This is a genomic window from Amycolatopsis lurida, assembly GCF_900105055.1.
Lineage (GTDB): Bacteria > Actinomycetota > Actinomycetes > Mycobacteriales > Pseudonocardiaceae > Amycolatopsis > Amycolatopsis lurida.
Genome location: NZ_FNTA01000004.1, coordinates 2,142,694 through 2,157,315, shown reverse-complemented (window position 1 = coordinate 2,157,315; position 14,622 = coordinate 2,142,694). Strand labels below are relative to the sequence as shown.

General features: G+C 68.5%; 10 protein-coding genes. 7 read left to right on the top strand and 3 right to left on the bottom strand.

Annotation, left to right across the window (positions count from 1 at the left end; genetic code table 11):
* Positions 1-134 precede the first annotated feature (134 nt).
* Positions 135-4,025 carry an ATP-dependent RNA helicase HrpA gene (hrpA, locus tag BLW75_RS15200; protein WP_034313010.1) on the top strand — a complete coding sequence of 1,297 codons (3,891 nt, stop codon included), beginning with the start codon at positions 135-137 and terminating at the stop codon, positions 4,023-4,025.
* Positions 4,026-4,451: 426 nt separating this feature from the next.
* On the opposite strand, the gene BLW75_RS15195 is transcribed toward hrpA, so the two are convergent.
* Positions 4,452-6,158 (bottom strand): bifunctional 3'-5' exonuclease/DNA polymerase, encoded by a 1,707-nt coding sequence (locus tag BLW75_RS15195; RefSeq protein WP_034312831.1) that lies wholly within the window; start codon positions 6,156-6,158, stop codon positions 4,452-4,454.
* Between the two features lie 150 nt (positions 6,159-6,308).
* Here BLW75_RS15195 and BLW75_RS15190 point away from each other — a divergent pair, with 150 nt between their 5' ends.
* The gene (locus BLW75_RS15190; RefSeq protein WP_034312828.1) at positions 6,309-7,946 is read left to right on the top strand and encodes an acyl-CoA synthetase; all 1,638 of its coding nucleotides are present in this window, start codon (positions 6,309-6,311) and stop codon (positions 7,944-7,946) included.
* A 59-nt stretch (positions 7,947-8,005) separates the two neighbouring features.
* Here BLW75_RS15190 and BLW75_RS15185 read toward each other — a convergent pair whose 3' ends face one another.
* The gene (locus tag BLW75_RS15185; protein ID WP_198935743.1) at positions 8,006-8,962 is read right to left on the bottom strand and encodes a hypothetical protein; all 957 of its coding nucleotides are present in this window, start codon (positions 8,960-8,962) and stop codon (positions 8,006-8,008) included.
* Positions 8,963-9,223: 261 nt separating this feature from the next.
* Between BLW75_RS15185 and BLW75_RS15180 the strand changes: the two genes are divergently transcribed.
* The 5 genes from BLW75_RS15180 to BLW75_RS15160 all read left to right on the top strand — a co-directional run bounded on the left by BLW75_RS15180 (position 9,224) and on the right by BLW75_RS15160 (position 14,137).
* Positions 9,224-10,474: a S8 family peptidase gene (locus BLW75_RS15180; RefSeq protein WP_034312826.1), complete on the top strand. Its 1,251-nt coding sequence runs from the start codon at positions 9,224-9,226 to the stop codon at positions 10,472-10,474.
* A 101-nt stretch (positions 10,475-10,575) separates the two neighbouring features.
* Positions 10,576-11,328, top strand: a complete 753-nt coding sequence (locus BLW75_RS15175) for an SDR family oxidoreductase (protein ID WP_034312824.1) — start codon at positions 10,576-10,578, stop codon at positions 11,326-11,328.
* A complete protein-coding gene (locus tag BLW75_RS15170; protein ID WP_034312822.1) occupies positions 11,325-12,389 on the top strand; it encodes a phosphotransferase family protein in 1,065 nt (354 codons plus the stop codon). Before BLW75_RS15175 ends, BLW75_RS15170 begins: the two co-directional genes overlap by 4 nt.
* On the top strand, positions 12,390-13,046 hold the full coding sequence (locus BLW75_RS15165) for a histidine phosphatase family protein (RefSeq protein WP_034312818.1): 657 nt from the start codon (positions 12,390-12,392) through the stop codon (positions 13,044-13,046). It begins immediately after the preceding gene.
* A 173-nt stretch (positions 13,047-13,219) separates the two neighbouring features.
* The gene (locus BLW75_RS15160) at positions 13,220-14,137 is read left to right on the top strand and encodes an SMP-30/gluconolactonase/LRE family protein (RefSeq protein WP_034312816.1); all 918 of its coding nucleotides are present in this window, start codon (positions 13,220-13,222) and stop codon (positions 14,135-14,137) included.
* On the opposite strand, the gene BLW75_RS15155 is transcribed toward BLW75_RS15160, so the two are convergent.
* Positions 14,129-14,599, bottom strand: a complete 471-nt coding sequence (locus BLW75_RS15155) for a VOC family protein (RefSeq protein WP_034312815.1) — start codon at positions 14,597-14,599, stop codon at positions 14,129-14,131. The two genes, BLW75_RS15160 and BLW75_RS15155, sit on opposite strands and share 9 nt — an antisense overlap.
* Positions 14,600-14,622: the final 23 nt, after the last annotated feature.

Sequence of the window (14,622 nt, the reverse complement as noted above, 5' to 3'; positions counted from 1 at the left end):
CGCAATTCGTCATCTACTTGCGATAGTTCGTCCTGCCAACTATCGCAAGTAGATGGCGAATTGCGAGGGGTGGTGGTGACGTGCGGGATATTCGGAGGCCCGGATCGTCACGCACGGCTATCCTGGTGCCGGTCATGGCTTCTCAACCTTCCCCGCTCGGCGCCCTGCGCGCTCGCCTGCCCGAACTCATGTCGCGCGACGAGCACCGCCTCCGGCGCCGGCTCGACGGTGCCCGGAAAGCGCGCAACGCCGAGTCGCTCGCCGCGCAGATCGAGGCCGACATCGAGGCCGCCGAGCTGCGGGTCACCCGCAGACGCGACGCCGTCCCGAAGATCTCGTTCCCCGAAGAGCTGCCCGTCAGCCAGCGCAAGGACGAGATCGCCGCCGCCATCCGCGACCACCAGGTGGTGATCGTCGCGGGCGAGACCGGGTCCGGGAAGACGACCCAGCTGCCGAAGATCTGTCTCGAACTCGGCCGCGGTATCCGGGGCCAGATCGGGCACACGCAGCCGCGGCGGCTGGCCGCGCGCACGGTCGCCGATCGCATCGCCTCCGAGCTGAACACCGAGCTCGGCGAGGCCGTCGGCTACAAGGTCCGGTTCACCGACCATTCCGGCCAGGACACGCTGGTCAAGCTGATGACCGACGGCATCCTGCTCGCCGAGATCCAGACCGACCGGATGCTGCGCCAGTACGACACGCTGATCATCGACGAGGCGCACGAGCGCAGCCTCAACATCGACTTCATCCTCGGCTACGTCAAGCAGCTCTTGCCGCGCCGCCCCGATCTCAAGGTGATCATCACCTCGGCGACGATCGATCCGGAGCGGTTCTCCAAGCATTTCGACGACGCGCCGATCGTGGAGGTCTCCGGCCGGACGTATCGGGTCGAGGTCCGCTACCGGCCGATCATCGACCCCGACGACCCGGACGCCGATCAGGATCGCGACCAGACGCAGGCCATCTGTGACGCCGTCGACGAACTGCAGCACGAGGGGCCCGGCGACATCCTGGTGTTCCTCTCCGGCGAGCGGGAGATCCGCGACGCCGCGGACGCCCTGTCCAAACAGGACCTCCGCAACACCGAGATCCTCCCGCTGTACGCCCGGCTCTCGTCGTCGGACCAGCATCGGGTGTTCCAGCGCCACACCGGACGCCGCGTCGTGCTCGCGACGAACGTCGCCGAGACCTCGTTGACCGTGCCCGGCATCAAGTACGTCGTCGACCCCGGCACCGCGCGGATCTCGCGCTACAGCCATCGCACCAAGGTGCAGCGGCTGCCGATCGAGCCGGTGTCGCAGGCGTCGGCGAACCAGCGCAAGGGCCGCTGCGGCCGGACGTCCGACGGTATCTGCATCAGGCTGTACTCCGAGGACGACTTCGACGCCCGGCCCGAGTTCACCGATCCGGAGATCCTGCGGACCAACCTCGCGTCGGTCATCCTCCAGATGACCTCGCTCGGCCTCGGCGACATCGCGGCGTTCCCCTTCGTGGAGCCGCCGGATCGCCGTCAGGTCACCGACGGCGTCCAGTTGCTCCAGGAACTCGGCGCGTTCGAGATGTCCGACGGCAAGAAGCTCACCGAGACCGGCCGCAAGCTCGCGCAGCTCCCGGTCGACCCGCGGATGGCGCGCATGGTGCTGGAAGCGTCTCGCAACGGCTGCGTCCGCGAAGTGATGATCATCGCCGCCGCACTGTCCATTCAGGACCCGCGCGAGCGGCCGGCGGAGAAGCAGCAGGCGGCGGACGAGCAGCACGCGCGGTTCACGGACAAGACGTCGGACTTCCTCGCGTACCTGAACCTGTGGGAGTACGTCACCGAGCAGCAGAAGGCGTTGTCCACCAACCAGTTCCGCCGGATGTGCCGCAACGAGTACCTGAACTACCTGCGCATCCGCGAATGGCAGGACATCTTCAGCCAGCTGCGTCAGCTCGCCAAACCGCTCGGCATCACCCTCAACACGGACGGCCCGGCCGATCCGCAACGTGTGCACACGTCGCTGATCGCCGGGCTGTTGTCGCATGTCGGTCTCAAGGATCCGGCCAAGGGTGACTATCTCGGCGCGCGCGGGGCGCGCTTCTCGGTCTTCCCGGGTTCGGCGCTGTTCAAGAAGCAGCCGCGGTTCGTGATGTCGGCCGAGCTCGTCGAAACCTCACGGCTGTGGGGCCGGGTCAACGCGCGGATCGAGCCGGAGTGGGTCGAGCCGCTCGCCGGGCACGTGGTGAAGCGGAACTATTCGGAGCCGCACTGGGAGCGCAAACAGGGCGCGGTGATGGCGCTCGAGAAGGTGACCCTGTACGGCGTTCCGCTCGTCGCCGACCGCCGCGTCAACTACGGCCGGATCGATCCCGAGGTGAGTCGCGAGCTGTTCATCCGGCACGCCCTCGTCGAGGGTGACTGGGAGACCCGGCACCACTTCTTCCGCGAGAACCGCGCGCTGCTCGAAGAGGTCGAGGACCTGGAGAACCGGGCCCGCCGCCGCGACATCCTGGTCGACGACGAGACGCTGTTCGAGTTCTACGACCAGCGCGTCCCGGCCGACGTCGTCTCCGCGCGGCATTTCGACAGCTGGTGGAAGAAGGCCCGGCACACCGAGCCCGACCTGCTGAGCTTCGAGAAGACGATGCTCATCAACGAGACCGCGGGCGGCGTGCGCGAGGCCGACTACCCCGACTTCTGGACCCAGGGCAGCCAGACCTTCAAGCTCACGTACCAGTTCGAGCCGGGGGCCGACGCGGACGGCGTCACCGTGCACGTCCCGCTGCCGGTGCTGAACCAGGTCACCCCGGACGGCTTCGACTGGCAGGTCCCCGGCCTGCGCGAAGAGCTGGTGACGCAGCTGATCAAGTCGCTGCCCAAGGCGATCCGCCGCAACTTCGTGCCGGCGCCCGACCACGCGAAACTGGTGCTGTCGCGGGTCGGCCCGGCCGACGGGCCGCTGCTGCACGTCGTCGCCGACGAGCTGGAAGCGTTACGCGGAGTGGTTATCCCCGACGACGCCTGGCAGCTGTCGGCGGTCCCCGACCATCTGAAGATGACCTTCCGCGTGGTCGACGTCCGCGGCAAGAAGGTCTCCGAGGGCAAGGACATCGACGCTCTCAAACGAGATCTGAGCGGTCAGGTGCGCGCGACGATCTCCAAGGCGGCGGACAGCATCGAGCGCGAGGGGCTGACGACGCCCGCGTTCGGTGAGCTGCCGAAGGTGTTCGCGAGCAAGCAACGCGGGCACGACGTCAAGGCGTATCCGGCGCTGGTCGACGAAGGCGGTTCCGTGGCGGTGCGGCTGCTGGACACGCCGGGCCAGCAGGAACAGTCGATGTGGGCGGGCACGCGGCGCATGCTGCGGCTGAACATCCCTTCGCCGATGAAGTTCATCACCCGCAATCTCGGCAACTCCTCGAAACTCGTGCTGAACCGGAATCCGCACGGCTCCGTGGCGGCGTTGCTCGAAGACTGTGTGGACTGCGCCGTCGACAAGCTCGTGGCCGACAACGGCGGACCGCGCTGGGACGAGGCCGGCTTCGCGGTCCTGCTGGAGAAGGTGCGTGCCGGGCTGAACGCCGGGGTGCTCGACGTGCTGACCAACGTCGAGAAGATCCTGCGCGCCGCGAACGACGTCGAAACGCGGCTGGCCGACACGCGTGGCCCGAAGGACTCGCTCGCTGACATCCGCGCGCAGCTGGACGGCTTGGTGCACAAGGGTTTCGTCACCGAGACCGGGCAGGACAGGCTGAAGCACGTCGTCCGGTATCTGCGGGGGATTGAACGGCGGCTGGAGAAACTCCCGACCGAGCCGACGCGCGACATCCAGCGCACCGGCGACATCGCCTGGCTCCGCAACGAGTACCAGGCGGCGCTGGACGCGCTGCCGCCGGGCACTTCTTCGCCCGCGCTGCGGGAGATCCGGTGGATGATCGAGGAACTGCGGGTCAGCTTCTTCGCCCAGACGCTCGGCACCGCCCACCCCGTCTCGCTGAAGCGCGTCATCAAGGCCCTGGACGACGCCGCCACCTCCCGCAATTAGTCACCTACTTGCGGTGCTCACGCGAGTTACGCCTCCGATCACGCGAGTTCGCCGCCCGATCACGCGAGTTACGCCTCCGATCACGCGAGTTGCGCCCCCGATCACGCGTGTCGTCCATCTGATCACGTGAGTCGTCCGTTCAATCACGCGAGTCGTCCATCTGATCACGTGAGTTCGCCATCTGGTCACGTATATCCCATCGCCTGGAACCGGGACTCGCGTGATTGGGGCCGGAACTTGCGTGATTGAGGGCGTAACTCGCGTGATTGGGCGGACGACACGTGGGATCAGACGGACGACTCGCGTGACTGGAGGCGGAACTCGCGTGATCCGATGGACGACGCGCGTGTGCAGACGGACGACACGCGTGATTGAACGGCGAACTCGCGTGATTGAAGGCGTAACTCGCGTGGTTGGGGGCGTAACTCACTTCGCGTCGGCGTAGGTGTCCACGGCGGCGATGTGCAGCGGGAACCGGACCGGGCAGGCCTGACCGAAAAGCATCCGCGCCGCCTCGGCCATGCTGTCCACAATGGACTGCGAGACCTCGTCGGCGAACTCGGCCGGGGTGTGCACCAGGACCTCGTCGTGCTGGAAGAACACCAGGTGCGCGGGGGACGGGAGCCTGCTGCGCAGGGTCGCCAGCAGGACCGCGGTCATGTCCGCCGCACTCGCCTGCACCACGAAGTTCCGGGTGAAGCGACCCCAGTTGCGGGACGCCTGCCGTGCCTTCAGCTCACCCGCCTCGTCCTCCGCGACGCCGCCGGTCAGCGCGCGCCAAGCCTCCGACGGCGCGGGCGACGTCCGGCCGAGCCGCGAGCGGACGCGCTCACCACGTTCCCCGGCCTGCGCGGCACGCTCCACATAGGACACCGCGTCGGGGAACCTGGTGCGCAGCAACGCCAGCAACGGTCCCGCCTCGCCGGACGTGCCGCCGTACATCGCCGACAGCATCGCGATCTTCGCGCGGTCCCGGTCGTCCCTGTCGTCCCACGCGGGCACCGGCACGCGGCGCACTCCGGAGAACATCGCCTCGGCGAGACTCGCGTACAGATCCGTGGCCGCGGCGACGTCGGCCAGCTTCCGGTCTCCGGACAACGCGGTCAGCACCCGTGGCTCCAGCTGGGCGGCGTCGGCGACCACCAGTTTCCAGCCAGGATCGGCCCGGACGCAGGTCCGCAGGATCTTCGGGATCTGCAGCGCGCCGCCGCCCCGGCTCGCCCAGCGGCCGGAAACGACGCCGCCGACGACGTAGTGCGGGCGGAACCGGCCGTCGTGCACCCACTCGTCGAGCCACGTCCAGCCGTTCGCCGAATGCAGCCGCGCGAGCTCCTTGTACTCCAGCAGCGGCGGGACGGCGGGATGGTCGATGTCGCGCAGCAGGTACTTCCTGGCCGACGAAACCTCGATGCCCTCCCGGCCGAGCGCCCGGACGACGCTGGCCGGGGCGTCCGGATTGACCGGACGCCCGCCGAACGCGGCGCTGATCTTCGCCGCCAGCTCGACCAGCCGCTTCGGCCGGTGGCCGGCCGGAACACGGGGCCCGAGCTGGTCGGCGAGCAACGCCAGATGCAGGTCCGCCCGCCAGGGCAGCCCGTCGGCCGACATCTCGGCGGCCGCCAGCGCGCTCGCCGACTCCGCCGCGAAGAGCAGCCGTAACCGCTCCGGGTGATCGGTGACGGCGACCCGTTTCTCCTGCTCGGCCAGCACCCGGCGCGCCGCGTCGATCACCGTGACACCGGACGGCAGTCGCGGCCCCCGCGTCTCGAACAGCGTCGGCTGGTCGTCCTCGGCCCACAGTGGGGGCTCGTCGGCGGGCGCTTCCTGCCCGTTTGCCCTGGCCAGCGCCGCACGCAGGCTTCGCGACTCCTGCGGACGGCCTTCGTGGGCCAGGAGCAGTCCCTCGGTCAGCGCCAGGTCATGACAGCGCCGCACCCGGACGCCCGCCTTGATCAGCGCCGGATACGTCCCTTCGACCGACGGGAACACCCAACGGGGTGAGTGCTCCGCCTCCCACCGCCGCACTTCGCCGACGAACTCCGGGAGCTTCATGCCCTGCCGCGGCGGCTCCCCGGAAAAAGCGATCGCGAAGTCGCCATCCTCCTCTTGACCTGCGATCGCCTGCACACTCACATTGTGGTGGTTCCCCCCGACATTTCTGTCACCAGACGGCTAGTGCGCCTGCGCTATCGGTCGGCTACTGTCGAGTAGCAACCCCATACCGCCGATACGCGAACCGCCGGGGGCATGGTGTCTCGCCGCAGCAGCAACGGAGGTGCCCGGATGAGAAACCCCACCGGCCTCGCCACCTTGGTGGCGGGCAAGGTGACCGAGACCGTGCGCAGCATCGACGTGATGCGCCAAGCGGGCCTGCTCCCCATCCCGCGGGTCGACGAGGGCCTGCGTTCGCTGGTCATGGTGCGTAAATGGGGTCCGTTCGCCGGCGCGAACATGATCGCCGCCCGCCGGGACCCGACCGCGACCGGCATCATCGACGAGCTCGGCCCGCTGACCTTCAAGCAGCTCGACACCCAGTCGAACGCGCTGGCCAGGGCGTGGTCGGAACGCGGCCTCGGCCCGGGTTCGGTGATCGCCGCGCTGTGCCGCGACCACCGCGGTCTCGTGCTGACGATGCTCGCCTCGGGCAAGCTCGGCGCCAAGCTGCTGCTGATGAACACCGGGTTCGCCAAACCGCAGCTCGCGGACGTCGCGAAACGCGAAGGCGTCACCGCGCTCGTGTACGACCAGGAGTTCTCCGACCTGCTGGACGCGGTCGAGGGCGACGTCGACCACTACCTCGCGTGGGTCGATTCGGACGCCGAGCTGTCCGGGCACAAGATCCCGATCGTCACCGAGCTGGTCGCCAGCACCGACGACCGCCCGTGGCCCGCGCCGGCCAAACCGGGCGGATTCATCCTGCTGACCAGCGGCACCACCGGGACGCCGAAGGGCGCGCCGCGCCCGCACACCTCCGCGCTGGCCTCCGCGCAGTTCCTCGACCGCATCCCGCTGCGGACCGGTGAGGCGACCTACATGGGCGCGCCGCTGTTCCACGGCACCGGGTTGTCGCAGTTCATCCTGTCCTTCGCGCTCGGCTCGAAGGTCGTCATGCGGCGCAGGTTCGTGCCGGAGGAGACGTTGCGCGGCGTCGCGGAGAACCGGTGCACCACGCTGGTCCTCGTGCCGACGATGCTGCAGCGGATCGTCGACCTGCCCGAGGAGGTCCGCGCCAAGTACGACACCTCGTGCCTGCGGATCATCTTCGTCGCCGGCTCCGCGTTGTCACCGGATCTGGGGAACCGCGCGACCGCGGCGTTCGGCGACGTCGTGCACAACCTCTACGGCTCCACCGAGGTCGCGGTCGCGACGGTCGCGACTCCCGAAGACTGGCGCAAGGCACCGGGTACGGTCGGCCGCGCGCCGGTGGGCTGCAAGGTCGCGCTGTACGACGAAAAGGGCGAGAAGATCACCGAGCCGCATGTCACCGGCCGGGTGTTCGTCGGCAGCGGGCTGAGCTTCCAGGGCTACACCGACGGGCGCAACAAGGAGATCATCGACGGGCTGCTCTCCAGCGGCGACGTCGGCCACTTCGACGAGGACGGCCTCCTGTTCATCGACGGCCGCGACGACGAAATGATCGTCTCCGGCGGCGAGAACGTCTTCCCGATCGAGGTCGAGAACCTTCTGGTCGAACGCGAGGACGTGCTCGAAGCGGCGGTGATCGGCGTCGAGGATCCCGAGTTCGGGCAGCGGCTGAAGGCGTTCGTGGTGCGGGCCGAGAAGTCGGACCTGGACGTCGACGGCGTGCGCGAGTACGTCAAGGCCAACCTCGCCCGGTACAAGGTGCCGCGCGAGGTGGAGTTCCTCGAAGAGCTACCGCGCAACGCGACCGGGAAGGTGCTGCGCAACAAGCTGCACTGACGCGACGGCCTCGTGAGTGGTAAGGACGGTTCTAACCGTCCTTACCACTCACGAGGCGATCAGTACTCCCAGTCGATGCCGAACACGCCGGGGCCGAAGTCGAGTGCCACGGCGTGGACGCCGTTGCCCTGGTCCGGTTTGAGTTCCTTCCGGTCCCTCGGCCCAGCCGAGGCGCCGTGGGCGCTGTACTGCCAGCATTTCGCCGGCACGGTGCCCGGATCGAACCGGACCTCCAGCAGGTATTCACGCACGGGACGCCGGAACTCGCGGTAATGCGTGTTCCGGCATTCCGGGTACGGCGGCCCGGGGTTGGTCAGCGAGTACTCGATCAGATGCGTCTCGCCGCGGTCGATGGGCCGGTCGAAGAGCAGTTCGGCCACTGTGAGCCCGTGCTCGTCGTCGACCTCGGCGCGGCCGACGTGACAGTTGCGCAGCGTGTTCAGCACCGGCGGCCCGGCCTCCGGATCACCTTGGGCGTAGACCAGCAGCCAGCGGTCCTGACCGTCCGCACCCGCCTGGAACACCGCCCGCGCGGTCACCGCGCGCTGCCCGCCGTCCTCGGCGATCTCGCAGAGGTCGTGCAGGCCGACGAGCTTCAGCTGATGGTGTTGTTCGAGCGCGTTGGGCGCGCCGACCTTCTCCAGCAACGCCTGGAGCGCTTCGAGCGGGAAGGTCAGCGGCTGCTCGGTGGTCGCCCGGCTGCGGCGTGACGACGCCCCGCGCGGCCGCGGCGGCGGCAGCAGGCTGAGCAGCGAACCGGCGGGGATCGCCAAGACCTCTTCGAGGACCCGGACCGCGGACAGTGAACTCTGCCGTTCCGGCTGACGTTTGCCCGACTGCCAGTAACTCAGCGCGGTCACGCTCACCGACGCGCCGCGCGCGAGGAGCCGGGCTTGGATACGGTCGAGACTCAGGCCGCTGGTGGCGATGGCCGATCTCAACGCGGTGGCGAAGGCGGTACGCGGCTGATCTTCATCGTCCGTGGTCACCCGGTCCGCCGTGCTCCCCGCCACCATATGCTGCCCGACCGCCCCCGTCTGCCGTTTCCTGACACCGCCCGGTTGATAACAACACGAATAACTTTAACAGTCTGAGGTAACGCTTCAGGGGCGCCTTCTGCCAGGCGAAAACGACTTTTCGGACGAGCGCTGTTACTCCTTTTGGCCTAGTACTGGTAACTGTGAATCATTGCCCGGCCACCAGCGCACCGGCTTGCATGGCTCTCAACAACGATCATCCTCCCGGGTGATCCGCACGGCGCGGCAGGAAGGGAACCAGTGAGCAAGTCCCGGAAGAACCTGAAGTCCCGAAAGACCCGTAGCGGCCTCGTGGCGGGAGTCGCCCTCGCCGGTGTGACCGCAGCGGTCGCCACGTTCGGCGCGGGTGCGGCCAACGCCGAGCAGCAGGGTGAGATCCGCGGCGCGGGTGCGGCCAACGCGGTCGGCGGCAGCTACATCGTCGTGCTCAAGCCCACCGCGGTCGGCCAGGGCGTGGCCGCGGCGCACGAGATCACCGCGAACGTGGCCGCCAAGGCGCAGGGCCTCGCCGGTCAGTACGGCACCACGCTGTCCCGCACGTTCGGCTCGGCGCTGAACGGCTTCTCGATCAAGGCCGACGAGGCCGCCGCGAAGCGTCTCGCCGCCGACCCGCAGGTCGCGTACGTCGTCCAGAACAAGACGTTCAAGATCAGCGAGACCCAGGACAACCCGCCGTCGTGGGGCCTGGACCGCGTCGACCAGGCGGACCTTCCGCTCGACGACAAGTACACGTACCCGACGAAGGCCGACAACGTCACCGCGTACGTCATCGACACCGGTGTCCTCGGCTCGCACAAGGATTTCGGTGATCGCGCGGCCGGCGGCAAGGACTTCGTCGACAACGACGACACCCCCAACGACGAGCACGGTCACGGCACGCACGTCGCCGGCACCATCGGCGGCACGGAGCACGGCCTGGCCAAGGGAGTGAAGATCGTCGGCGTCCGCGTGCTGGACGCCAACGGCAGCGGCACCACCGAGGGTGTCGTCGCCGGTGTCGACTGGGTCGCGGCGAACGCCAAGGGTCCGTCGGTCGCCAACATGAGCCTGGGCGGCGGCGCGGACGACGCCCTGGACGCGGCGGTCAAGGGCGCCATCGACAAGGGCGTGACCTTCGCCCTCGCGGCGGGCAACGAGTCCTCCGACGCCGGCACCACTTCGCCCGCCCGGGTGAAGGAGGCCATCACGGTGGCCGCCAGCGACAAGACCGACAAGCAGGCCAGCTTCTCGAACTTCGGTTCGGTCGTCGACCTGTACGCGCCGGGTGTCGACATCACCTCCTCGTGGGCGACCGGTGACGACGCCACCAACACCATCAGCGGTACCTCGATGGCCGCGCCGCACGTCGCCGGTGCCGCCGCGCTGTACCTCTCGGCGCACCCTGACGCCACCCCGGCCCAGGTCGCCGAAGGCCTGGTCGGCGCCGCCGCGGACGGCAAGATCAGCAACCCGACCGGTGGAACGGCGAACAAGCTGCTCCAGGTCAAGTAAGACCCTTTTCGGACAGGCTGCCCCCGGCGTACTCCAGGCGCCGGGGGCAGCCCCTGTCCGAGGGGATCCCAGACTTGTTACCAACGGGTAAGCTCCAGGCCATGGTCCTGCGGAAGAACATCCTGATCACCGGGGCGAGCTCCGGACTCGGCGAGGGAATGGCGAGGCAGTACGCCGCCAGAGGCCGCAACCTGGCGCTGGCCGCCCGCCGTGTCGACCGACTGGAAGCCCTCGCGGCGGAACTCAAAAAGGCGTATCCCGGCATCACCGTGGTCACCCGGAAGCTGGACGTGAACGACCACGACCAGGTCTTCGCCGTCTTCGAGGAGTTCCGCGAGGAACTCGGTTCCCTCGACCGCGTGATCGTGAACGCGGGGCTCGGCAAGGGACAGCGGGTCGGCACCGGCCGGTTCGACGCCAACCGCCAGACGCTCCAGACGAACTTCCTCGCCGCTGCCGCCCAGATCGAGGCCGCCGTCGGCATCTTCCGCAAGCAGAAGGACGGCCACCTCGTGGTCGTTTCCTCCTTCCTCGCGCTTCGCGGTGTCCCCGGCAACACCACCGCGTACGCCGCCTCGAAAGCGGGGATCTCGGCGTTCGCCGAGGGCACCCGGATCGAGCTGCTGAAGACGCCGATCAAGGTCACCACACTGCATCCCGGGTTCATCGAATCGGGGATGAACCCGGACATCTCGAAGCTTCCGGGCGCGGTCAAGGCGGAGCCCGGCGCGCAGGCGCTGGTGAAGGCGATCGAATCCGAGACGGCGAAGGCGTTCGTGCCGACGTGGCCGTGGAGCGTGCTCTCGAAGCTCTTCCCGTTCGTCCCGGCGCCTCTGCTGAAGAAGTTCGGATGACGGTGGCCCCGGACAAAACCGTCGAGGTCCGCGGTGAGGACTCGTTCGACCCGGCCGTGGTGCACGCCTGGCTGGCCGGGCGGGTGCCCGGGCTCGGCGACTCGCCGCCCGAGGTCCGGCAGTTCCCCGGCGGGGCTTCGAATCTCACGTATCTGCTGACCTATCCGGATCGCGAGCTGATCCTGCGGCGCCCGCCCCTCGGGCACAAGGCCGCCTCCGCGCATGACATGCGCCGCGAGTTCCGGGTCCAGCAGGGGTTGCGGCCCGTCTTCCCGTACGTGCCCGAGGTTCTCGCCTTCTGCGACGACGAAACCGTGCTCGGCGGCGACTTCTACGTGATGGAACGGCTCGAAGGCCTGATCCTGCGCGGAGATCTGCCCGCCGGCCTCGCCCTGCCGCCGGAGGTCGCGGGGGAGCTGTGCGGCAAGGTCGTCGACAGGCTGGTCGAACTGCACGCCGTCGACGTCGAGGCCGCCGGGCTGGCCGATCTCGGCAAGGGTGCCGGTTACGTCGAGCGCCAGGTGCGCGGCTGGTCGGAGCGATTCTTCAAGGCGCGCACGGAGAACGTCCCGGACTGCGCCGAGGTGATGGCGTGGCTGAAGGACAATCAGCCGTCCGAGGTCAAGATCTGCTTGATCCACAACGACTACCGGCTCGACAACCTGGTGCTCGACGACGACCTCGACATCGTCGGCGTGCTCGACTGGGAGATGGCCACCCTCGGCGATCCGCTGATGGAACTGGGCAGCACGCTGGCGTACTGGGTGCAGGACGACGATGACGACGTCATGAAGCTCAGCCGCCGTCAGCCGACGCATGTGCCCGGGATGTACACGCGCGAGGAGTTCGTGCGGCGGTACGCGGAGCGCTCGGGCCTCGAAATCGGCGATTGGACGTTCTACGAGGTGTACGGCCTGTTCCGGCTCGCGGTGGTGATCCAGCAGATCTACTACCGCTACCACGAAGGACAGACGACCAACCCGGCGCTGAAGGACCTCTGGCAGTTCGTCGGCTACCTCGACGGGCGTTGCCGCCGCGTCATCGGAGGAGGACACGCGTAGATGGGTGCGATCTACCTGGTCCGGCACGGGCAGGCGTCGTTCGGCGCGGAGAACTACGACCAGCTCTCGCCGCGCGGCTTCGAACAGTCCACTGTGGTCGGTGAGGAGCTGGTGCGGCGAGGTGTCGAGTTCACCCAGGTGCGAGCGGGTTCCCTTGCCCGCCAACGGGACACGGCCGCGACGGCGTTGAAGGTGCTCGGCTCCGGGATCGCCGTCGTCGAGGACGAGCGCTGGAACGAGTACGACCACGTCGACATCGCGAAGCATCATGCCGCCGGTGTCCAGCAGACCGATTCGCGGGCGTATCAGGCCGCTTTGGACGGTGCCCTGAACGCTTGGGTCGCAGCAGGTGCTTCAGGTCCGTGTGCCGAAACCTGGCCTCAGTTCCTGGAGCGGGTCAAGGGCGCGCTGGCCGATGTCGTGGCGTCGCTGGGCAAGGGCGAACACGCCGTGGTGTTCAGCTCCGGTGGCGTGATCGCGACGGTCTGCGGTGTGCTCATGGGCACGCCGAAGGCGGGGCTGCTGAAGCTGAACCGGGTCACCGTGAACGCGGGCATCACCAAACTCGTGTCCGGCCGTGGCGGGGTGACCTTGTTGTCGTTCAACGAACATCCGCATTTCGAGGCGGAAGCCGCGGAACTACTCACTTATCGCTAGTGTCGCGCACCGGAATGCGGTGCATGATTCGGCGGCCCAGCTTCCCGCTGGCGGCGTTGCCGGTCCGCCCGAGTACAACCCGGTACGTGGACGAACCGGCAACACCGCCAGCGGAAACCTGGATCCACCGACTCATGCACCGCATTCCGGTGCGCGACACTAGGAGAAACGCGATGGCGTTCGGCGAGGTCACGGTCATCCCGGTCAACGGGCACGGTCCCGAGGACGTCGTGGTCGACGACCAGGGGCGGATCTACACCGGCGTCGACGACGGGAGGATCCTGCGCGTCACGCCGGACGGCAGGCGGATCGACGTCCTCGGCGACACCGGCGGGCGTCCGCTGGGGCTGGAGTTCTACGGCGAAGACCTCCTGATCTGCGACGCCAAGGCCGGTCTGCTCACCATGCCGCTCGCGGGCGGCCCCGTGACCACCTTGGCGACTTCGGCGGTGGGGCTCGACTTCGTGTTCTGCAACAACGCCGCAGTCGCCTCCGACGGCACGGTGTACTTCACCGACTCGTCGCGTCGCTTCGGCATCGAGAAATGGCGCGACGACCTGATCGAGCAGACCGGTGGCGGACGGCTTCTGCGCCGCACGCCGGACGGCAAGATCGAGCAACTCGCGGACGGTTTCCAGTTCGCCAACGGCGTCGCGCTGCCGCCCGACGAGTCCTATGTGGCCGTCGCCGAGACCGGCGCCTACCGGGTCGCGCGCGTGTGGCTCACCGGCGACAAGGCGGGCACGCGGGATTACCTCGTCGACGACCTGTGGGGGTATCCCGACAACATCTCGACCGGCAGCGACGGGCTGATCTGGATCACCGTGGCGAGCCCGAAGGTGCCCGCGCTTTCCCTGGTGCAGAAGCTCCCCGCGCCCTTGCGGGCCGGAGTCCGGGCGCTGCCGACGGCCCTGCAGCCCGCACCCGCGCGGGAATGCGGGGTGCGAGGCGTGACGCCGGACGGGAAGCAGGTCCACGAATTACGCGGGGAGATCGACGGGTTCCATGTGCTCGTCGGCGTCCGCGAGCGGGCCGGGACCCTCTACTTCGGCTCGCTGGAGGACAACGCGATCGCCGTCACCTCAGTCTAGGCAGAATTCGTTGCCCTCCGGATCGTTCATCACGATGAAGCCGAGGCTCAGCGGCTCCTCGGGCTCGAAGCGCTGAATCCGTTTCGCCCCCAGCGCGACGAGCCTGTCGCACTCGGCTTCGAGCGCTGCCATGCGCTCGTCTCCCACCAGCCCGGGCGCGGCGCGGAGGTCGAGGTGGACGCGGTTCTTCGCGATCTTGTCCTCCGGGACCTGCTGGAAGAAGATCCGCGGCCCTTCGCCGTCCGGGTCTTCGAGGGCGGAGCGGGTGTTGCGCTGATCCTCGGGCACTCCGACACGCTCGAGGAACTCGGCCCACGCGTCCAGCGGGTCGGTGCCTTCGGGCACCTCCACCCCGGGAGGGCCGGGGTGGACGTAGCCCAGGGCGTCGCGCCAGAAGATCGACAGGGCTTTCGGGTCGAGGGCGTCGAAGCTGACCTGGAATTCGCGGCTCTTGCGGTTCATGGGACCACTCTGACACGCCTAGC